The organism is Pseudarthrobacter defluvii (assembly GCF_030323865.1).
Classification (GTDB): domain Bacteria; phylum Actinomycetota; class Actinomycetes; order Actinomycetales; family Micrococcaceae; genus Arthrobacter; species Arthrobacter sedimenti.
The window spans coordinates 2,926,286-2,946,021 of record NZ_CP066362.1 but is presented as its reverse complement, the minus strand read 5'-3'; the positions used below and the strand labels follow the sequence as shown (position 1 = coordinate 2,946,021).

Genomic DNA, 19,736 nt, shown 5'->3' with positions numbered 1-19,736 from the left:
TCGTACGCCGCCTCCCTCATCCCGCACCAAGACTTCAGAATTTAGAGAACAAGAGAGAACAGGGACCATATGTCCAGCGAATCCTCCTTCGGCCTCATGCAGATCGGCCTCGCCACCGCGGAAGACATCCGCGGCTGGTCGTACGGCGAGGTTAAGAAGCCGGAAACCATCAACTACCGCACGCTTAAGCCCGAGAAGGACGGCCTCTTCTGCGAGAAGATCTTCGGCCCGTCCCGCGACTGGGAATGCTACTGCGGCAAGTACAAGCGCGTGCGCTTCAAGGGCATCATCTGTGAGCGCTGTGGCGTCGAAGTCACCCGCGCCAAGGTCCGCCGTGAGCGCATGGGCCACATTGAACTGGCCGCCCCGGTCACGCACATCTGGTACTTCAAGGGTGTTCCGTCCCGCCTGGGCTACCTCCTTGACCTGGCTCCGAAGGACCTCGAAAAGGTCATCTATTTCGCTGCCTACATGATCACCAGCGTTGACGAGGCCGCCCGCCACGAGGAACTGCCCAACCTGCAGGTTGAGCACGACATCGAGAAGAAGCAGCTGATCGACAACCGCGACGCCGATATCGCCGCGATCGCCCGCGACCTCGAAGGCGAAATCGCCCGCCTTGAGGGCGAAGGCGCCAAGGCTGCGGACAAGAAGAAGGCCCGCGACTCCGCCGACCGCCAGATGGCCAACGTCCGCAAGCGTGCCGACGCCGACATCGAACGCCTCGAGCAGGTCTGGGACCGCTTCAAGAACCTGAAGGTCGCCGACCTTGAAGGTGACGAAGGCCTGTACCGCGAACTGCGCGACCGCTACGGCATGTACTTCGAAGGCTCCATGGGTGCCGAAGCCATCAAGAAGCGCCTTGAGAACTTCGACATGCAGGCCGAGTCCGAGGCACTGCGCGACGTCATCGCCAACGGCAAGGGCCAGCGCAAGACCCGTGCCCTCAAGCGCCTGAAGGTGGTCAATGCATTCCTGACCACCAACAACAGCCCGCTTGGCATGGTCCTCGACGCCGTCCCGGTGATCCCGCCGGAACTGCGCCCCATGGTCCAGCTGGACGGTGGCCGCTTTGCGACCTCGGACCTCAACGACCTGTACCGCCGCGTGATCAACCGCAACAACCGCCTCAAGCGCCTGCTTGACCTGGGTGCTCCGGAGATCATCGTCAACAACGAGAAGCGCATGCTTCAGGAAGCTGTTGACAGCCTCTTCGACAACGGCCGCCGCGGCCGTCCGGTCACCGGACCGGGCAACCGTCCGCTGAAGTCCCTGAGCGACATGCTCAAGGGCAAGCAGGGCCGTTTCCGCCAGAACCTCCTCGGCAAGCGCGTCGACTACTCCGGCCGTTCGGTCATCGTCGTCGGCCCGCAGCTGAAGCTGCACCAGTGCGGCCTGCCCAAGCAGATGGCCCTGGAGCTCTTCAAGCCGTTCGTGATGAAGCGCCTGGTTGACCTCAACCACGCCCAGAACATCAAGTCCGCCAAGCGGATGGTGGAGCGCTACCGCCCCCAGGTCTGGGACGTGCTCGAAGAGATCATCACCGAACACCCGGTGCTGCTCAACCGTGCACCTACCCTGCACCGCCTGGGCATCCAGGCGTTCGAGCCGCAGCTTGTTGAAGGCAAGGCAATCCAGCTGCACCCGCTGGTTTGTGGCGCGTTCAACGCCGACTTCGACGGCGACCAGATGGCAGTCCACCTGCCGCTGAGCCCCGAGGCGCAGGCTGAGGCCCGCATCCTGATGCTGTCCTCGAACAACATCCTGAAGCCCTCTGACGGACGCCCGGTCACCCTGCCTTCGCAGGATATGATCATCGGCCTGTACCACCTGACCACCAAGCGCAAGGGTTCAGCTGGTGAAGGCCGCGTGTTCGGTTCGGTCTCGGAAGCCATCATGGCCTTCGACGCCCGCGAGCTGCACCTGAACTCGCAGGTCAAGATCCGCCTTGAAGGCTTCGTCCCGTACGCCGGCTGGGAAGCTCCCGAAGGCTGGGAGCAGGGTCAGCCCGCACTGGTTGAAACCTCCCTGGGCCAGGTCATCTTCAACGAGACCCTGCCCGAGGACTACCCGTGGGTTGAGGCTGTTGCCGACAAGGGCGAACTGTCCCGCATCGTCAACGACCTCGCCGAGCGCTACCCGAAGGTTGTCACCGCTGCAACGCTGGACAACCTGAAGGATGCCGGTTTCTACTGGGCCACCCGTTCAGGCGTCACCGTTGCCATCTCCGACATCGAGGTTCCTGCTGCCAAGCCGGAAATCCTTGCCGGGTACGAAGAGCGCGCCGCCAAGATCCAGGGCCAGTACGACAAGGGCCTGATCGATGACGACGAGCGCCGCCAGGAGCTCATCGAGATCTGGAACAAGGCCACCAACGACATCGCCTCGGTGATGCGTGAGAGCCTGTCCCCGATGAACACCATCAACCGCATGGTGTCCTCCGGTGCACGTGGTAACTGGATGCAGGTCCGCCAGATTGCGGGTATCCGTGGCCTGGTGGCCAACCCGAAGGGTGAGATCATCCCGCGCCCCATCAAGTCCTCCTACCGTGAGGGCCTGTCGGTGCTGGAATACTTCATCGCCACGCACGGTGCCCGTAAGGGCCTCGCCGATACCGCTCTGCGTACCGCCAACTCCGGTTACCTGACCCGTCGTCTGGTGGACGTCTCGCAGGACGTCATCGTCCGTGAAGAGGACTGCGGCACCGAGCGCGGCCTGGTCACGCCCATCGCCGTCGCCGACTCCAACGGTGAGCTGGTCCTGGACGAGAACGTCGAGAACAGCGCTTACGCACGTACGCTGGCTGTCGACGTCGTGGACTCCGAGGGCAACGTCCTCGCAGCCGCCGGCACCGACTGCGGCGACGTGGTTATCGACGAGCTCTTCAAGGCAGGCATCACCGAGGTCAAGGTCCGCTCCGTACTCACCTGTGAGTCCAGCGTCGGCACCTGCGCCCTGTGCTACGGCCGCTCGCTGGCCACCGGCAAGACCGTGGACATCGGCGAGGCCGTGGGCATCATCGCCGCACAGTCCATCGGTGAGCCCGGTACCCAGCTGACCATGCGTACGTTCCACACCGGTGGTGCTGTTTCCGCCGGTGGTGGCGACGACATCACCCAGGGTCTGCCCCGTATCCAGGAGCTCTTCGAAGCCCGCACTCCGAAGGGTGTTGCACCGATTGCTGAAGCAGCCGGCCGCATCACCATCGAAGAGTCCGAGCGCCAGATGCGCCTGGTCATCACCCCGGATGACGGCTCGGAAGAGATCGCCTACCCGGTGCTGCGCCGTTCACGGCTGCTGATCGAAGACGGCGACCACGTCTCCGTCGGCCAGAAGCTGATCAACGGCCCTGTGGACCCCAAGCAGGTCCTGCGCATCATGGGTCCGCGTGCGGCGCAGAAGTTCCTGGTGGACGAAGTCCAGGGCGTGTACCGCAGCCAGGGCATCGGTATCCACGACAAGCACGTCGAGGTTATCGTCCGCCAGATGCTGCGCCGCGTCACGGTCATCGAGTCCGGCGAATCCGACCTGCTGCCCGGCGAGCTCGCCGAGCGCAGCCGGTTCGAGGAAGCCAACCGCCGTGTTGTGTCCGAGGGCAAGACTCCGGCTTCCGGGCGTCCTGAACTCATGGGCATCACCAAGGCGTCGCTCGCCACCGAGTCCTGGCTGTCCGCAGCTTCCTTCCAGGAGACCACCCGCGTCCTGACGCAGGCGGCCATGGAAGGCAAGAGCGATCCGCTGCTGGGCCTCAAGGAGAACGTCATCATCGGTAAGCTGATCCCGGCCGGCACGGGCCTCCCGCGCTACACCGAGGTCACCGTCGAGCCCACTGAAGAAGCAAAGGCCAACCTGTTCACCGGCCCCAGCGCTTTCAGTGACTTCTCGTACGACACCCTGGGCGGTGACGGAGCTCCCGAGTTCCACGCCATCCCCCTGGATGACTACGACCTGGGCAACGACTTCCGGTAACGGGCAGGGCGGTCCCTTTCGTGTCGCGTTCCGCGCCACGTAGGGACCCTCCGCCCCGCCTTAGGACGTAGAGGAATGGTCCCGCACCGCAAGGTGGGGGACCATCCCCGTTTAAGCCGGGGGAGTGCCCCGATTAAGGCATGGAGCCTGTCCGTGCTAGACTTGTTACCAATTGTTATTGTGGCAGTGGATGAGAGCGCCGGTATCAGCTGAAAGGCTGGACCAGAGCGACGTTTCCGGTTTGCAGGGTTCTTGTGCAACGTATGCCACATTTTTGCATGCCTAGGGAACTGCAGGAATGTACGTTTCGTCCCGGTATGCGATCCGACTATTAAGGCTTCGCCTTCGCCGCCATGGAGATTCCCTTCAGGGCCCGGGCGGCGGGGCAACGCAACAGGAGAGTGGCCGGAAACAGCCACTCCGGATAAAACGGAGAACACGAGAGTGCCTACGATTAACCAGCTGGTCCGCAAGGGCCGCACGCCTAAGGTCTCAAAGACCAAGGCTCCCGCGCTTAAGGGCAGCCCCATGCGCCGCGGTGTCTGCACCCGCGTCTACACCACCACCCCGAAGAAGCCGAACTCGGCTCTGCGTAAGGTGGCACGTGTGCGCCTCAACGGCGGCGTGGAAGTTACCGCCTACATCCCCGGTGTTGGCCACAACCTGCAGGAGCACTCCATTGTGCTCGTTCGCGGTGGTCGTGTGAAGGACCTCCCGGGTGTCCGCTACAAGATCGTCCGTGGCGCCCTCGATACCCAGGGTGTGAAGAACCGTAAGCAGGCCCGCAGCCGCTACGGCGCAAAGATGGAGAAGAAGTAATATGCCTCGCAAGGGTCCGGCCCCCAAGCGGCCGCTCGTTTCGGATCCGGTATACGGTTCCCCGCTGGTAACCCAGCTCATCAACAAGGTGCTCGTTGACGGCAAGAAGTCCACGGCAGAGCGCATTGTCTACGGTGCACTCGAAGGCGCCCGCGCCAAGTCCGGCGGCGACCCCGTTGCAGCCCTCAAGAAGGCCATGGACAACGTCAAGCCTTCCCTCGAGGTCCGCTCCCGCCGTGTCGGTGGCGCCACCTACCAGGTTCCGGTTGAGGTCAAGCCGGGCCGCTCCACCGCACTCGCTCTGCGGTGGCTGGTTGGCTACTCCAAGGCCCGCCGCGAAAAGACGATGACCGAACGCCTCCAGAACGAAATCCTGGATGCGTCCAACGGTCTCGGTGCCGCTGTGAAGCGTCGCGAAGACACCCACAAGATGGCCGAGTCCAACAAGGCCTTCGCACACTACCGCTGGTAATACTCCCCGGGCGCCGCCGGCTCAACAGAGCCGGCGGCGAACGTGTAGTCCATCCCAAAAGGAGACCCCGTGGCACAGGACGTGCTTACCGACCTTAGTAAGGTCCGCAACATCGGCATCATGGCCCACATTGATGCCGGCAAGACCACCACAACCGAGCGCATCCTGTTCTACACGGGTGTGAACCACAAGATCGGCGAAACGCACGACGGCGCTTCGACCACCGACTGGATGGAACAGGAAAAGGAACGCGGCATCACCATCACGTCTGCCGCCGTGACCTGCTTCTGGGAAAACAACCAGATCAACATCATCGACACCCCCGGCCACGTGGACTTCACGGTTGAGGTTGAGCGCTCCCTGCGCGTCCTCGACGGTGCAGTTGCCGTCTTCGATGGCAAGGAAGGCGTTGAGCCGCAGTCCGAGACCGTGTGGCGCCAGGCCGACAAGTACAACGTGCCGCGTATCTGCTTCGTCAACAAGATGGACAAGCTCGGTGCTGACTTCTACTTCACCGTAGACACCATCATCAGCCGCCTCGGTGCCAAGCCGCTGGTCATGCAGCTGCCCATCGGTGCCGAAAACGACTTCATCGGCGTCGTCGACCTGCTTTACATGCGTGCCCTGGTGTGGCCCGGCGATGCCAAGGGCGACGTGACCATGGGTGCCAAGTACGAGATCCGCGAGATCCCGGCCGACCTCCAGGAAAAGGCCGAGGAGTACCGGTCGAACCTCGTTGAGACCGTCGCCGAGTCTTCCGAAGAACTCATGGAGAAGTACCTCGAGGGCGAAGAGATCTCGATCGACGAGCTCAAGGCCGGCATCCGCAAGATGACCATCAACTCTGAGCTCTACCCGATCTTCTGCGGCTCCGCCTTCAAGAACCGTGGCGTTCAGCCGATGCTCGATGCAGTTGTGGACTACCTGCCCAACCCGCTCGACGTCCCCCCGATGGTCGGCCACGATCCCCGCGACGAAGAGAAGGAACTGACGCGCAAGCCTTCCGCCGAGGAGCCGTTCTCGGCTCTGGCGTTCAAGATTGCAGCACACCCCTTCTTCGGTCAGCTCACCTTCATCCGCGTGTACTCCGGTCACGTGGAAGCAGGCGCCCAGGTGGTCAACTCCACCAAGGGCAAGAAGGAGCGCATCGGCAAGCTGTTCCAGATGCACGCCAACAAGGAAATGCCCGTTGAGGGCGCTACCGCCGGCCACATCTACGCAGCCATCGGCCTGAAGGACACCACCACGGGTGACACCCTGTGTGATGCCAACAACCAGATCGTGCTTGAGTCCATGAGCTTCCCGGAGCCCGTGATCTCGGTTGCCATCGAGCCGAACACCAAGGGTGACCAGGAGAAGCTCTCCACGGCCATCCAGAAGCTCTCCGCTGAGGACCCCACCTTCCAGGTGTCCCTCAACGAAGACACCGGCCAGACCATCATCGCCGGCATGGGCGAGCTCCACCTGGACATCCTGGTGGACCGCATGCGCCGCGAATTCAAGGTCGAGGCAAACGTGGGCAAGCCCCAGGTTGCCTACCGCGAGACCATCAAGCGCGCCGTCGAACGCCACGACTACACGCACAAGAAGCAGACCGGTGGTTCGGGCCAGTTCGCAAAGATCCAGATTGCCATCGAGCCGCTGGACACCGCCGAGGGCGAGCTGTACGAGTTCGAGAACAAGGTCACCGGTGGCCGTGTTCCGCGCGAGTACATCCCGTCCGTTGACGCGGGCATCCAGGACGCACTGAACGATGGCGTCCTGGCTGGCTACCCGGTTGTCGGCATCAAGGCAACGCTGATTGACGGCGCATACCACGATGTTGACTCCTCGGAAATGGCGTTCAAGATCGCCGGCCGTATGGCTTTCAAGGAAGCTGCACGCAAGGCGAACCCGGTTCTGCTCGAACCGCTGATGGATGTCGAGGTCCGCACCCCTGAGGAATACATGGGTGAAGTTATCGGTGACCTCAACTCCCGTCGTGGCCAGATGCAGTCCATGGAAGATGCACAGGGCGTCAAGGTCATCCGTGCGCACGTTCCGCTGTCCGGCATGTTCGGCTACATCGGTGACCTGCGCTCCAAGACCCAGGGCCGTGCTGTGTACTCCATGACGTTCAACAGCTACGCCGAGGTCCCGAAGGCTGTCGCCGACGAGATCATCCAGAAGTCCCGCGGCGAGTAGTCCTTTCCGGACTTTCAAAGCGAACACCCCGGGTACGGCGGCCTCCAAGGTCAACGAATCCGGTGCAGGGGGCCGGCCGGTCCAGGCCGGCCGCCTGCACGAACAGGCTCAGGGGACTAGTATTAGTTCCTGAATCTGCGATTTCACCAATCCAAAGCCCCCCAAGTAGACTTGCCTGAGTTCTACCGCGACAAGCGCGGCTGGAGGGCAAGCTATTTGTAAACGTTCTAGGAGGAACCTGTGGCAAAGGCAAAGTTCGAGCGGACTAAGCCGCACGTCAACATCGGCACCATTGGTCACGTTGACCACGGTAAGACGACGCTGACGGCCGCCATTTCCAAGGTGCTGTACGACAAGTACCCGGATCTCAACGAGAAGCGTGACTTCGCGTCGATCGACTCTGCACCCGAAGAGCGTCAGCGCGGTATTACCATCAACATCTCCCACGTGGAGTACCAGACCGAGAAGCGTCACTACGCACACGTTGACGCCCCCGGCCACGCTGACTACATCAAGAACATGATCACCGGTGCTGCTCAGATGGACGGCGCAATCCTCGTGGTTGCCGCTACTGACGGCCCGATGGCTCAGACCCGCGAGCACGTTCTGCTCGCCCGCCAGGTTGGTGTTCCCTACCTGCTGGTCGCGCTGAACAAGGCTGACATGGTCGATGACGAAGAGCTCCTCGACCTCGTCGAAATGGAAGTTCGTGAGCTCCTGAGCTCGCAGGGCTTCGATGGCGACAACGCTCCGGTGGTCCGCGTTTCCGGCCTGAAGGCCCTGGAAGGCGACCCCGAGTGGGTCAAGTCCGTTGAGGACCTGATGGCTGCTGTCGACGAGTCCGTTCCGGACCCCGTACGTGACCGCGACAAGCCGTTCCTGATGCCGATCGAAGATGTCTTCACCATCACCGGTCGTGGCACCGTTGTTACGGGCCGCGCCGAGCGTGGAACCCTCGCCATCAACTCCGAGGTCGAGATCGTCGGCATCCGCCCGGTCCAGAAGACCACGGTTACCGGTATCGAGATGTTCCACAAGCAGCTCGACGAAGCATGGGCCGGCGAGAACTGTGGCCTGCTGCTCCGCGGTCTGAAGCGCGACGATGTCGAGCGTGGCCAGGTTGTCGTCAAGCCGGGTTCCATCACCCCGCACACCGACTTCGAGGCCAACGTCTACATCCTCTCCAAGGACGAAGGCGGACGTCACAACCCGTTCTACTCGAACTACCGCCCGCAGTTCTACTTCCGTACCACGGACGTAACCGGCGTTATCACCCTGCCCGAGGGCACGGAAATGGTTATGCCCGGCGACAACACTGAGATGACCGTTGCGCTCATCCAGCCCATCGCCATGGAAGAGGGCCTCGGCTTCGCAATCCGCGAAGGCGGCCGCACCGTTGGTTCGGGACGCGTTACCAAGATCATCAAGTAGTACTTACTGATCTCTTAGGACGGCCCCGCTGCTTCAAGCAGCGGGGTCGTTCTTTCGTTAAAGTGCCACTGATACTGTTGCAGCACTGAAAGGAGATCATCATGGGATGGCTTATTATCCTGATCATCGCGGTTGTGGTGGTGGGCGGGGTGTTCTGGGTCAGAAGGAACTTCCGGCACGAAATCGACCGGGCCAAGCGGATCAACAGGGCTAACAAAAACCAGTAGCAGAGAGGCTGCCCAACGATCTGCCGGTTGCCCTTATAACTACTTTTCGGTACACCTAAATTCTTGGTATCCTCGTCTTAGTGACGCCGCAACGACGAGGACGTGTGATGGCTGTATCGACTATGACGGCGCAAACTGCCACCCCAGGGTTCTGGTCCCGGCTCCTGCTGCTGGGGCCTGCCTTCGTGGCAGCCATTGCGTATGTGGACCCCGGAAACGTGGCGGCCAACCTCACGGCCGGGGCGAGCTTTGGGTATCTGCTGGTCTGGGTCCTCGTGGCGGCCAACGCGATGGCCGTCCTCATCCAGTACCAGTCCGCCAAGCTTGGGCTTGCCACCGGCATGAGCCTGCCGGAAATCCTCGGCCAACGGCTGGGAACCCGCCGCCGGCGCGCCTACTGGGTGCAGGCCGAGGTCGTTGCCGGGGCAACGGATCTGGCTGAGGTCATCGGTGGGGCAGTGGCGCTCAACCTGCTGTTCGGCCTGCCACTGCTTGCGGGCGGTGTCGTTATCGGCCTGGCATCCATGCTGTTGCTGGCACTACAGTCCCGCCGGAGCCAGAAATCCTTCGAGCTTGCCATCCTCACCCTGCTGGGTGTGATTGCCGTGGGGTTCGTGTCGGGCCTGTTCGTCGCTCCGCCGGACGCGGGGGGAGCCCTGGGCGGGCTTGTGCCCCGCTTCGAGGGAACTGATACCGTCCTGCTCGCTGCAAGCATGCTCGGGGCAACCGTCATGCCGCATGCAATCTACCTGCATTCAGCCCTTGCCCGCGACCGCCACGGCTTCTCGAAGGACCCCGCCATCAGGACGCGGTTGATCCGCACCACCCGCGTGGATGTCGCCGGCGCCCTGTTGCTTGCCGGCGTCGTGAATATCGCCATGCTGCTCCTGGCCGCCACCAGCCTCCGGGGGGTGGAAGGCACTGACACCATTGCCGGTGCCCATGCGGCCGTAACGTCCGCACTTGGCCCGGTCATCGGCGTCGTATTCGCTGTAGGCCTGCTGGCCTCCGGGCTGGCGTCCACCTCCGTGGGCTGTTATGCAGGTGCCACCATCATGGGCGGCCTGCTGAAGATGAGGATTCCGCTGCTGGTCCGCCGGACGGTGACCCTGATCCCTGCGTTGCTGGTTCTGGGCGCGGGCATTGAACCCACGGTGGCTCTGGTCCTCAGTCAGGTCCTCCTGAGTTTCGGTATCCCGTTCGCTCTGATTCCGCTGATCCGGCTTACCGGAAGCCGCAAGGTGATGGGTGTCCATGTTGATTCCAAGCCCCTGCGCATCGCCGGGTGGACCAGTGCCACCCTGATAGTGGGACTGAACTGCGTGCTGATCTTCCTGACTGTCACCGGGCACGCGTGACCGGCAGGGCCAGGCAGGCTAGTCTGATCGGCCGCGCCTTGCGCGTGACAGCGCCTGGTACCAGTAAAAGGACCTTTTCGGGGTCCGCTGGAGCGTCTCAAAGTCCACGTGCACCAGGCCAAAGCGCTGCGAATAGCCAGCGGCCCACTCGAAGTTGTCCATGAGCGTCCACACGAAATAGCCGCGCAGGTCCACGCCCTCCGCTAAGCCTCCGGGGGCCGTGGCCTCAAGCGCAGCCCCCAGGTGTCCCGCCAGGTACTCCACCCGGTCGGCATCCTCGAGCGTTTCCGACACACGGTCAGGTTCCGGGAAACTGGCGCCGCCCTCGGTGATGTACACCGGGGGCAGGGCCTGCCCGTACCGGTCCCGCATTTCCTGCAGCAGTATGCCCAGGTGTTCCGGCGCCACGGGCCAGCCGAATCCCGTGCTGCCGTACTCCGGGTAGCCCACCTCGTGGAAGGGCAGCTTGGCGAGCTCCTGGTGCATGTCCGCAGGCAGGGGTGTGATGCCAGGTCCCAAGGCCACCTTGACCGGGAAGTAGTAGTTGAGTCCGTAGAAGTCCAGCGGTTGGTGGATGGTTTTGAGGTCGGCGTCGGAGATCCTGCCGATGGAGCGCAGCCAGGGTTTCGCGTACAACGGCAGGGATGGGTAGCGGCCCAGCAGGACCGGGTCCGCGTAGATCCTGTTCATCAGCAGGTCGTAGAGGTGCGCCACCAGCCGGTCCCCGATTTTCCGGGTGGCGGGCCTGACGGGGGAGTGCAGGTTGGTCAGTCCAATGCCGCCGGCTACTCCCGCAGCCCGCAGCGCCTGCACGCCGAGTCCATGCGCCAGGAGTTGGTGGTGGATGGCCGGAAGGGCATCGAACAAGAGCCGGCGTCCGGGCGCATGCACCCCCAGCGCGTACCCATTGAGGGTGACCGAGACCGGTTCGTTGAGCGTGACCCACTGCGCCACCCGGTCCCCGAACCGCTCGCCGGCGGCCCTGGCGTAGTCGCCGAACCGCTCGGCGGTGTCCCGGTTCAGCCAGCCGCCGCGGTGTTCCAGGGGCAAGGGGGTGTCCCAGTGGTAGAGCGTTGCCATGGGGGAGACGCCGGCTTCGAGCAGTTGGTCGATCAGGCGGTCGTAGAAGTCCAGGCCTTCGGCATTGAAACCGCCCCGGCCGTCAGGCTGGATGCGTGGCCAGGAGAGTGAGAACCGATAGGAATCAACGCCCAGTTCCTTCAGTAGCGCCACGTCTTCGGGAAGCCTGTTGTAGTGATCGCACGCAACTGCGGGGGAGTGCCCGTCCAGGATGGCTCCCGGTTTCTCCGCAAAGGCATCCCATCCAGACGGTCCGCGACCTCCGGCCTTGAGTGCGCCTTCAATCTGGAACGCCGCTGCCGCGACGCCAAGGATGAACGACGGCGGCACGCGCCCGGCCAGTTCCGTCACCGCTTCAGTGCTCTCCAGGGTCATGCCCCTATCATCCAGCCGGTTCCTGCCGGCTGCAATGGTCCTGACCGGCGACGATCCAGGGCCGATTCGCATCTGCCGCGTATTTCCGGCATACTAGATGAGTTGTTCAAGCGCTTCTTCGCGTCCCGATCCGGATAATGCCGGGTGCAGGGTCCAAGTGGAAGACCAAACATAACCCACCCCAATGGAATTGCGGATTTGTATGCGTGTTCAGCGCGACACGCCCGACCGCGGGGGTCGGTTGCGCCGGCAGGTTGAGGAACCCGGATTTATCCGGATTCAGCTTGTGCGGCGGATGGTGGTTACGACCTCAAATGCTTCGGCAGCCATACAACGTGTAAGTGAACAGGGCAGCCCTAAACCGGGGAAGCACAGACTGAAAGAGAGTCAGGCGACATGGCGGGACAAAAAATCCGCATCCGGCTGAAGTCATACGACCACGAGGTCATTGACGTTTCAGCACGGAAGATCGTTGAGACGGTCACGCGCGCAGGCGCAACGGTAGTTGGCCCCGTGCCGCTGCCTACGGAGAAGAACGTGTACTGCGTTATCCGCTCTCCGCACAAGTACAAGGACAGCCGCGAGCACTTTGAAATGCGCACGCACAAGCGTCTTATCGACATCATCGATCCCACGCCGAAGGCTGTTGACTCGCTCATGCGTCTCGACCTGCCGGCTGACGTGAACATCGAAATCAAGCTGTAGGGAGGTGCTGAGAAACTATGACCGCAACCCGTAACGTAAAGGGCCTGCTGGGCACGAAGCTCGGCATGACCCAGGTCTGGGACGAGAACAACAAGCTCATCCCCGTCACTGTGGTCCAGGCAGACTCGAACGTCATCACCCAGCTGCGCAATGCAGACGCTGATGGCTACGTCGCCGTTCAGATCGGCTACGGCCAGATCGATCCCCGCAAGGTCACCAAGCCGCTGGCTGGTCACTTTGAAAAGGCAGGCGTCACGCCTCGCCGTCACGTCGTCGAACTCCGTACCGCAGATGCTGCCGAGTACGAGCTGGGCCAGGAACTCTCCGTAGAGCTCTTCGAAGCCGGCCAGAAGATCGACGTCGTCGGCACCACCAAGGGTAAGGGCTTCGCCGGTGTTATGAAGCGTCACGGCTTCCACGGCGTTGGAGCTTCCCACGGTGCCCACAAGAACCACCGTAAGCCCGGTTCAATCGGTGGCGCATCCACCCCGAGCCGCGTCTTCAAGGGCATGAAAATGGCCGGCCGCATGGGCGCCGTTCGTCACACCACACTGAACCTCACGGTTCACGCGGTTGACGTCGAGAAGTCGCTGCTCCTGATCAAGGGTGCCGTTCCCGGTGCCCGCGGCCAGGTCGTACTCGTACGTACCGCCGTGAAGGGAGCCTAGTTCAATGGCTAACACTGTCCAGGTTGACCTGCCTGCAGAGATCTTCGACGTTCAGACCAACGTGCCCCTGCTGCACCAGGTTGTCGTTGCCCAGCTCGCTGCTGCCCGCCAGGGAACCCACAAGACCAAGACCCGCGCTGAAGTTTCCGGTGCAGGACGCAAGCCGTTCAAGCAGAAGGGTACCGGCCGCGCCCGTCAGGGTTCCGTCCGTGCTCCGCACATGACCGGCGGTGGCATTGTCCACGGTCCCACCCCGCGTGACTACAGCCAGCGGACCCCCAAGAAGATGATTGCTGCTGCCCTGCGCGGTGCACTGTCTGACCGGGCCCGCAACGGTCGCATCCACGTTGTCTCCGAGCTGGTTGCAGGAGACAAGCCGTCTTCCAAGACTGCCCTGGCAACGCTCCGCGGCGTTTCCGACCGCAAGAACCTGCTGGTCGTCATCGAGCGCGATAACGATGTTGCTGCACTGTCCGTGCGCAACCTCAACGGCGTTCACGTTCTGTACGCAGACCAGCTGAACACCTACGACGTTCTCGTCTCTGATGACGTTGTCTTCACCAAGGCTGCCTACGACGCATTCGTTGCCGCTAAGGCAGCAAAGAACGAGGAGGATGCCAAGTGAGTGCAGCCACCATCAAGGATCCCCGCGACGTCGTGCTTGCACCCGTCGTGTCGGAAAAGAGCTACGGCCTGATCGACGAGGGCAAGTACACCTTCCTGGTGGACCCCCGTTCGAACAAGACCGAGATCAAGCTGGCCGTGGAGAAGATCTTCTCCGTCAAGGTCGAATCGATCAACACCATCAACCGTGCCGGTAAGCGCAAGCGCACCAAATTCGGATGGGGTACCCGCAAGAACACCAAGCGTGCGATTGTCACCCTCAAAGAAGGCACCATCGACATCTTCGGCGGTCCGCTCGCGTAGCGGAGACCACTTTAACGAGGAAATAAATTATGGGAATCCGTAAATACAAGCCGACTACCCCGGGCCGTCGTGGCTCGAGCGTAGCGGACTTTATCGAAATCACGCGGTCGACGCCGGAAAAGTCGTTGGTACGTCCGCTGCCCAAGAAGGGCGGCCGTAACAACACCGGCAAGATCACCACGCGTCACAAGGGTGGTGGACACAAGCGCCAGTACCGTCTGATCGACTTCCGTCGCCACGACAAGGACGGCGTCAACGCCCGCGTTGCCGAAATCGAGTACGATCCGAACCGCACGGCTCGCATCGCCCTCCTGCACTACGTTGATGGCACCAAGCGTTACATCATCGCTCCCAACAAGCTCTCCCAGGGTGACGTTGTAGAGGCAGGTGCCGGTGCTGACATCAAGCCCGGTAACAACCTGCCGCTGCTCAACATCCCGGTGGGTACCGTCATCCACGCAGTTGAACTGCGTCCGGGCGGCGGCGCCAAGATGGGCCGCTCCGCCGGCGCATCCATCCAGCTTGTTGCCAAGGAAGGCCGTTTCGCCCAGCTGCGTCTGCCCTCCGGTGAAATCCGCAACGTTGACGTGCGCTGCCGCGCAACCGTCGGCGAAGTTGGCAACGCCGAGCAGTCGAACATCAACTGGGGCAAGGCCGGCCGTATGCGGTGGAAGGGCGTCCGCCCGACCGTCCGTGGTGTCGCCATGAACCCGGTTGACCACCCGCATGGTGGTGGTGAAGGTAAGACTTCCGGTGGACGTAACCCCGTGAACCCGAACGGTAAGCGTGAAGGCCGCACCCGCCGCCCCAACAAAGAGAGCGACAAGCTTATTGTGCGTCGCCGTCGTACTGGCAAGAACAAGCGATAGGAGCCTGGACACATGCCACGCAGCCTGAAAAAAGGTCCTTTCGTTGACCAGCACCTCTTTGTGAAGGTAGCCAGGGAAAACGAAAAGGGCACCAAGAACGTCATCAAGACCTGGTCCCGCCGTTCGATGATCATCCCCGACATGCTCGGACACACGATCGCCGTACACGACGGACGCAAGCACATCCCGGTGTTTGTCACTGAGTCGATGGTCGGGCACAAGCTCGGCGAATTCGCTCCCACGCGGACATTCCGCGGCCATGTCAAGGACGACCGTAAGGGCAAGCGCCGCTAGGCGCCTGCGTTTACGTCAAAGACGAGAGAAGGAAAGCAATGGAAGCCAAGGCAATTGCGCGCCACATCCGCGTAACGCCTATGAAGGCCCGGCGCGTCGTCAACCTTGTTCGTGGATTGCAAGCGAATGAGGCTCTGGCAATTCTGAAGTTTGCCCCGCAGGCAGCTTCGGAGCCGGTATTCAAGGTAGTACAGTCGGCAGTCGCCAACGCCCGGGTCCTCGCGGACCGCGATGGCGTGGCGTTTGACGAAGGCGACCTCATCATCAGCGAAGCGTTTGTTGATGAAGGCCCGACCATGAAGCGGTTCCAGCCGCGTGCCCAGGGTCGTGCATTTCAGATCAAGAAGCGCACCAGCCACATCACCGTGGTAGTCGCTACCCCGGAGAAAGAGGAGGCTCGCTAAGTGGGACAGAAAGTAAACCCGCACGGGTTCCGACTCGGCATCACCACCGATCACGTATCGCACTGGTTCGCTGACAGCACCAAGGCCGGCCAGCGGTACAAGGACTTCGTTCGCGAAGACATCCGCATCCGCCAGCTCATGTCCACGGGCATGGAGCGCGCCGGCATCGCCAAGGTCGAGATCGAGCGCACCCGTGACCGCGTCCGCGTGGACATCCACACGGCCCGTCCCGGCATCGTTATCGGCCGCCGTGGAGCAGAAGCAGACCGCATCCGCGGCGAGCTCGAAAAGCTCACCGGCAAGCAGGTCCAGCTGAACATCCTCGAGGTCAAGAACCCCGAGATGGAAGCCCAGCTTGTTGCCCAGGGCGTTGCAGAGCAGCTGACTTCCCGCGTGGCTTTCCGCCGTGCGATGAAGAAGGCCATGCAGTCCGCACAGCGTGCAGGTGCCAAGGGCATCCGTATCGCCTGCTCGGGCCGCCTGGGTGGCGCTGAAATGTCCCGCTCGGAGTTCTACCGCGAAGGCCGTGTGCCCCTGCACACCCTCCGCGCGAACATCGACTATGGCTTCTACGAAGCCAAGACCACCTTCGGCCGCATCGGTGTGAAGGTCTGGATCTACAAGGGTGACGTCACCGCCAAGGAACTGGCCGCACAGGCCGCCGCTGCACCGTCCCGCGGTGGCCGTGGCGACCGTCCCGGCCGCCCGGGTGGCGCTGACCGCGGTGACCGCCGCCGTCGCAACGACCGCCCGGCCGCTGACGCAGCTCCTGCTGCCGAAGCACCGGCAGCTGAAGCTGCACCTGCAGCAGCAGAAGGAGGACAGGCTTAAATGCTTATCCCACGTCGAGTCAAGCACCGTAAGCAGCACCACCCGGGTCGTTCCGGCGCTGCCACGGGCGGCACCGAGGTCTCGTTCGGTGAGTGGGGTATCCAGGCGCTGAGCCCGGCATACGTCACCAACCGTCAGATCGAGTCCGCTCGTATCGCCATGACCCGCCACATCAAGCGTGGCGGTAAGGTCTGGATCAACATCTACCCGGACCGTCCGCTGACCAAGAAGCCTGCCGAAACCCGCATGGGTTCCGGTAAGGGTTCGCCGGAATGGTGGGTCGCCAACGTCAAGCCGGGGCGGGTTCTGTTCGAACTCTCCGGTGTCAATGAAGAGGTAGCTCGCGAGGCCCTGCGCCTGGCAATCCACAAGCTGCCGTTGAAGGCACGCATTGTGCGTCGCGAAGGTGGTGAATAGAAATGGCAGTAGGATCCAAGGATCTGGCTCCCGCACAGCTGGACGGTTTCGACAACGAGCGTCTCGTTGAAGAACTCCGCAAGGCCAAGGAAGAGCTGTTCAACCTGCGTTTCCAGTCCGCCACCGGACAGCTGGAGAACCACGGTCGCCTGCGCGCGGTAAAGAAGGACATCGCACGCATCTACACCGTTCTCCGCGAACGCGAGCTGGGCATTCGTGCCGAGGTTGCCGCACCGGTTGTGGAAGCCAAGGAAGAGAAGAAGTCCAAGAAGGCTTCAACCAAGAAGGCCGACAAGGCTGAAAAGGCTGAGACCGAGGAGGACGCCAAGTGAGTGAAAAGGACCAGAACGTGACCGAAACTGCTACCGAAGCCAAGGCTGGGCAGCGCGGTTACCGCAAGACCCGTCGCGGCTACGTGGTCTCCGACAAGATGGAAAAGACCATCGTTGTCGAGGTTGAGGACCGCGTGAAGCACGCACTGTATGGCAAGGTCATCCGCCGTACCTCCAAGGTCAAGGCACACGACGAAGAGAACACCGCCGGCATCGGCGACCTCGTTGTCATCGCCGAGACCCGTCCGCTGTCCGCCACCAAGAACTGGCGGCTCGTGGAAATCCTCGAGAAGGCCAAGTAGCACCTGCTGCTTAGCTGAGGCCCCTGCTCCTTGCGGAGCGGGGGCCTCCTCGTTTAACTTGCGCGTCACGCCAGGTACCTTTTCGCGTCGGCGGACGACGGCGGGACCCGGCTTGGCGGGGGAGTGGCACCCTGGGTGCGGCGAAAGGCTGCCCTGCGTGACGCCGTCGTCCGCCCCGCCCCAACGCCCGCTCACTTTTGACCGCTTTTCTTGCGACGCGCGCTCACTTTTGGCAACTTCTCCAGGGACGCCCGCTCACTGTCTTCAAGCGAGTGAGCGGGCGTTGTGCTGGAACGTGCCAAAGGTGAGCGGGGGTCGCGTTGGGACACGCCAAAGGTGAGCGGGCGTTCGACGGCGGGACCCGGCTTGGCGGGGGAGTGGCACCATGGGTGCGGCGAGAGGCCGCCCTGCGTGACGCCGTCGTATGTTCTTCCTGCTTGCGGCAGCAGGGACAGCGGTGATATGGGAACCGGTGGAAAACGTGCTAGGATATTGAGTTTGTATGGCGCCTTTTGCGCGCCATCATCAACCTCGTAAACAAGCGTGCCACAGCATAGTGCCCCTGTGCGCCCGGGATTTCGTCCCGGACGGGGTGGGAGCAACTGCTTCTGGCACGGGCGTTTAGGCCTGGTCTGGCAAAATCCAGGCAGGTCAAGAGACACCCCGATCAACCGTTCCGCAAGGCTCATTCCGTAGCAAGACCACGGCCTGAGAACCGGCGCGACGCAAGGAGTAAATAGTGATTCAGCAGGAGTCGCGACTGAAGGTCGCCGACAACACGGGTGCTAAGGAAATCCTTACCATTCGCGTTCTCGGTGGATCCGGCCGTCGCTACGCAGGCATCGGTGACGTCATTGTCGCCACCGTCAAGGATGCAATCCCGGGCGGCAACGTAAAGAAGGGCGATGTGGTCAAGGCCGTCATCGTCCGTACCAAGAAGGAACGCCGCCGTGCGGATGGTTCCTACATCAAGTTTGACGAGAACGCAGCTGTGATCCTGAAGAACGACGGTGACCCCCGCGGTACCCGTATCTTCGGACCGGTTGGTCGTGAACTGCGTGACAAGAAGTTCATGAAGATCGTTTCTCTGGCTCCGGAGGTGCTCTAGTCCATGGCTGCAAAGATCAAGAAGGGTGATCTGGTTCAGGTCATCACTGGCGCCAAGGCTGAGCGCGGCGGCGACCGTGGCAAGCAGGGCAAGGTTCTGCGCGTCTTCACCGACACCAACCGCGTGCTGGTTGAGGGTATCAACCGCGTCACCAAGCACACCCGTGTTGGACAGTCGCAGCGCGGCACCAAGACCGGCGGCATCGAGGTCGTAGAGGCCCCGATCCACATTTCCAACGTGGCCCTGGTTGACCCGTCGACCAAGAAGCCGACCCGCGTGGGCTTCCGCCTCGACACTGTGGAGAAGAACGGTGTCAAGAAGACCGTCCGTATCCGCGTGTCCAAGAGCTCCGGGAAGGACATCTAATGACTGAGACTCTCGAGACTCCGGCAACGAAGATCGTTCCTCGTCTGAAGACCAAGTACGCCGAAACCATCAAGGGCCAGCTCCAGGATGAGTTCAAGTACCAGAACGTGAACCAGGTGCCCCGCCTGGTGAAGGTCGTTGTGAACATGGGTGTTGGAGATGCCGCCAAGGACTCCAAGCTGATCGACGGCGCTGTCCGCGACCTGACCCAGATCACCGGCCAGAAGCCGCAGGTTACCAAGGCCCGCAAGTCGATCGCACAGTTCAAGCTGCGCGAAGGCATGCCCATCGGTGCACACGCAACTCTGCGTGGCGACCGCATGTGGGAATTCGTGGACCGCCTGGTCAGCCTGGCACTGCCCCGTATCCGCGACTTCCGCGGCCTCAGCGGCAAGCAGTTCGATGGCAATGGCAACTACACCTTCGGTCTGACCGAGCAGGTTATGTTCCACGAAATCGACCAGGACAAGATCGACCGCGTCCGCGGTATGGACATCACGGTTGTGACCACCGCCAAGACCGACGACGAAGGCCGCGCGCTGCTCAAGGCGCTTGGTTTCCCGTTCAAAACCGAAGCTTAATTAACTACGTAAAAGGT

The 19,736-nt window shown here is 62.3% G+C and carries 22 protein-coding genes; 21 read left to right on the top strand and 1 reads right to left on the bottom strand.

The window, feature by feature from the left end; translation table 11 throughout:
* Positions 1–69: 69 nt before the first annotated feature.
* From JCQ34_RS13610 to JCQ34_RS13580, 7 genes are all read left to right on the top strand, one after another.
* A complete protein-coding gene (locus tag JCQ34_RS13610) occupies positions 70–3,969 on the top strand; it encodes a DNA-directed RNA polymerase subunit beta' (RefSeq protein ID WP_142133083.1) in 3,900 nt (1,299 codons plus the stop codon).
* 444 nt (positions 3,970–4,413) lie between these two features.
* Positions 4,414–4,788: a 30S ribosomal protein S12 gene (gene rpsL, locus JCQ34_RS13605; protein ID WP_009358312.1), complete on the top strand. Its 375-nt coding sequence runs from the start codon at positions 4,414–4,416 to the stop codon at positions 4,786–4,788.
* Between the two features lies 1 nt (position 4,789).
* Positions 4,790–5,260, top strand: a complete 471-nt coding sequence (rpsG, locus tag JCQ34_RS13600; protein WP_003803829.1) for a 30S ribosomal protein S7 — start codon at positions 4,790–4,792, stop codon at positions 5,258–5,260.
* A 69-nt stretch (positions 5,261–5,329) separates the two neighbouring features.
* Positions 5,330–7,444, top strand: coding sequence for an elongation factor G (gene fusA / locus JCQ34_RS13595; protein WP_286398223.1), 2,115 nt, complete (start codon positions 5,330–5,332; stop codon positions 7,442–7,444).
* A 240-nt stretch (positions 7,445–7,684) separates the two neighbouring features.
* Positions 7,685–8,875 (top strand): elongation factor Tu, encoded by a 1,191-nt coding sequence (gene tuf / locus JCQ34_RS13590; protein WP_141159762.1) that lies wholly within the window; start codon positions 7,685–7,687, stop codon positions 8,873–8,875.
* Between the two features lie 101 nt (positions 8,876–8,976).
* Entirely contained in the window at positions 8,977–9,102 is a 126-nt protein-coding gene (locus JCQ34_RS13585; protein ID WP_286398220.1) for a hypothetical protein, read from the top strand.
* A 107-nt stretch (positions 9,103–9,209) separates the two neighbouring features.
* Positions 9,210–10,460: an Nramp family divalent metal transporter gene (locus JCQ34_RS13580; RefSeq protein WP_286398219.1), complete on the top strand. Its 1,251-nt coding sequence runs from the start codon at positions 9,210–9,212 to the stop codon at positions 10,458–10,460.
* A gap of 18 nt (positions 10,461–10,478) precedes the next feature.
* On the opposite strand, the gene JCQ34_RS13575 is transcribed toward JCQ34_RS13580, so the two are convergent.
* Positions 10,479–11,915, bottom strand: coding sequence for a GH1 family beta-glucosidase (locus tag JCQ34_RS13575; protein ID WP_286398217.1), 1,437 nt, complete (start codon positions 11,913–11,915; stop codon positions 10,479–10,481).
* Positions 11,916–12,311: 396 nt separating this feature from the next.
* Here JCQ34_RS13575 and rpsJ point away from each other — a divergent pair, with 396 nt between their 5' ends.
* The 14 genes from rpsJ to rplE all read left to right on the top strand — a co-directional run bounded on the left by rpsJ (position 12,312) and on the right by rplE (position 19,719).
* Positions 12,312–12,620 (top strand): 30S ribosomal protein S10, encoded by a 309-nt coding sequence (rpsJ, locus tag JCQ34_RS13570; protein ID WP_003803825.1) that lies wholly within the window; start codon positions 12,312–12,314, stop codon positions 12,618–12,620.
* A gap of 17 nt (positions 12,621–12,637) precedes the next feature.
* A complete protein-coding gene (gene rplC / locus JCQ34_RS13565) occupies positions 12,638–13,288 on the top strand; it encodes a 50S ribosomal protein L3 (protein WP_142133086.1) in 651 nt (216 codons plus the stop codon).
* Between the two features lie 4 nt (positions 13,289–13,292).
* Complete coding sequence (gene rplD / locus JCQ34_RS13560) at positions 13,293–13,913, top strand: 50S ribosomal protein L4 (RefSeq protein ID WP_286398215.1); 621 nt, start codon at positions 13,293–13,295, stop codon at positions 13,911–13,913.
* Positions 13,910–14,215, top strand: a complete 306-nt coding sequence (gene rplW / locus JCQ34_RS13555) for a 50S ribosomal protein L23 (RefSeq protein ID WP_011692807.1) — start codon at positions 13,910–13,912, stop codon at positions 14,213–14,215. Before rplD ends, rplW begins: the two co-directional genes overlap by 4 nt.
* Positions 14,216–14,244: 29 nt before the next feature.
* A complete protein-coding gene (rplB, locus tag JCQ34_RS13550) occupies positions 14,245–15,084 on the top strand; it encodes a 50S ribosomal protein L2 (protein WP_026264302.1) in 840 nt (279 codons plus the stop codon).
* A 12-nt stretch (positions 15,085–15,096) separates the two neighbouring features.
* Entirely contained in the window at positions 15,097–15,378 is a 282-nt protein-coding gene (rpsS, locus tag JCQ34_RS13545) for a 30S ribosomal protein S19 (RefSeq protein ID WP_003803803.1), read from the top strand.
* A gap of 38 nt (positions 15,379–15,416) precedes the next feature.
* The gene (rplV, locus tag JCQ34_RS13540) at positions 15,417–15,782 is read left to right on the top strand and encodes a 50S ribosomal protein L22 (RefSeq protein ID WP_050054313.1); all 366 of its coding nucleotides are present in this window, start codon (positions 15,417–15,419) and stop codon (positions 15,780–15,782) included.
* On the top strand, positions 15,783–16,613 hold the full coding sequence (gene rpsC, locus JCQ34_RS13535) for a 30S ribosomal protein S3 (RefSeq protein ID WP_286398212.1): 831 nt from the start codon (positions 15,783–15,785) through the stop codon (positions 16,611–16,613).
* Entirely contained in the window at positions 16,614–17,030 is a 417-nt protein-coding gene (rplP, locus tag JCQ34_RS13530; protein WP_015937848.1) for a 50S ribosomal protein L16, read from the top strand.
* A gap of 2 nt (positions 17,031–17,032) precedes the next feature.
* A complete protein-coding gene (gene rpmC / locus JCQ34_RS13525; protein WP_018769136.1) occupies positions 17,033–17,362 on the top strand; it encodes a 50S ribosomal protein L29 in 330 nt (109 codons plus the stop codon).
* The gene (gene rpsQ / locus JCQ34_RS13520; protein WP_043454607.1) at positions 17,359–17,664 is read left to right on the top strand and encodes a 30S ribosomal protein S17; all 306 of its coding nucleotides are present in this window, start codon (positions 17,359–17,361) and stop codon (positions 17,662–17,664) included. The genes rpmC and rpsQ overlap by 4 nt, the downstream gene beginning before the upstream one ends.
* 739 nt (positions 17,665–18,403) lie before the next feature.
* Positions 18,404–18,772, top strand: a complete 369-nt coding sequence (rplN, locus tag JCQ34_RS13515; protein WP_003803789.1) for a 50S ribosomal protein L14 — start codon at positions 18,404–18,406, stop codon at positions 18,770–18,772.
* Between the two features lie 3 nt (positions 18,773–18,775).
* Positions 18,776–19,138, top strand: coding sequence for a 50S ribosomal protein L24 (rplX, locus tag JCQ34_RS13510; protein WP_015937845.1), 363 nt, complete (start codon positions 18,776–18,778; stop codon positions 19,136–19,138).
* On the top strand, positions 19,138–19,719 hold the full coding sequence (gene rplE, locus JCQ34_RS13505; protein ID WP_142133089.1) for a 50S ribosomal protein L5: 582 nt from the start codon (positions 19,138–19,140) through the stop codon (positions 19,717–19,719). The genes rplX and rplE overlap by 1 nt, the downstream gene beginning before the upstream one ends.
* Positions 19,720–19,736 lie beyond the last annotated feature (17 nt).

Excerpts from the sequence above, each read along its gene's own strand:
- JCQ34_RS13610 (WP_142133083.1), top strand. The coding sequence starts at position 70 with ATGTCCAGCGAATCCTCCTTCGGCCTCATGCAGATCGGCCTCGCCACC.
- rpsG (WP_003803829.1), top strand. The coding sequence starts at position 4,790 with ATGCCTCGCAAGGGTCCGGCCCCCAAGCGGCCGCTCGTTTCGGATCCG.
- JCQ34_RS13585 (WP_286398220.1), top strand. The coding sequence starts at position 8,977 with ATGGGATGGCTTATTATCCTGATCATCGCGGTTGTGGTGGTGGGCGGG.
- JCQ34_RS13580 (WP_286398219.1), top strand. The coding sequence starts at position 9,210 with ATGGCTGTATCGACTATGACGGCGCAAACTGCCACCCCAGGGTTCTGG.
- JCQ34_RS13575 (WP_286398217.1), bottom strand. The coding sequence starts at position 11,915 with ATGACCCTGGAGAGCACTGAAGCGGTGACGGAACTGGCCGGGCGCGTG.
- rpsJ (WP_003803825.1), top strand. The coding sequence starts at position 12,312 with ATGGCGGGACAAAAAATCCGCATCCGGCTGAAGTCATACGACCACGAG.
- rplC (WP_142133086.1), top strand. The coding sequence starts at position 12,638 with ATGACCGCAACCCGTAACGTAAAGGGCCTGCTGGGCACGAAGCTCGGC.
- rplD (WP_286398215.1), top strand. The coding sequence starts at position 13,293 with ATGGCTAACACTGTCCAGGTTGACCTGCCTGCAGAGATCTTCGACGTT.
- rplB (WP_026264302.1), top strand. The coding sequence starts at position 14,245 with ATGGGAATCCGTAAATACAAGCCGACTACCCCGGGCCGTCGTGGCTCG.
- rpsS (WP_003803803.1), top strand. The coding sequence starts at position 15,097 with ATGCCACGCAGCCTGAAAAAAGGTCCTTTCGTTGACCAGCACCTCTTT.
- rplV (WP_050054313.1), top strand. The coding sequence starts at position 15,417 with ATGGAAGCCAAGGCAATTGCGCGCCACATCCGCGTAACGCCTATGAAG.
- rplP (WP_015937848.1), top strand. The coding sequence starts at position 16,614 with ATGCTTATCCCACGTCGAGTCAAGCACCGTAAGCAGCACCACCCGGGT.
- rpmC (WP_018769136.1), top strand. The coding sequence starts at position 17,033 with ATGGCAGTAGGATCCAAGGATCTGGCTCCCGCACAGCTGGACGGTTTC.
- rplX (WP_015937845.1), top strand. The coding sequence starts at position 18,776 with ATGGCTGCAAAGATCAAGAAGGGTGATCTGGTTCAGGTCATCACTGGC.
- rplE (WP_142133089.1), top strand. The coding sequence starts at position 19,138 with ATGACTGAGACTCTCGAGACTCCGGCAACGAAGATCGTTCCTCGTCTG.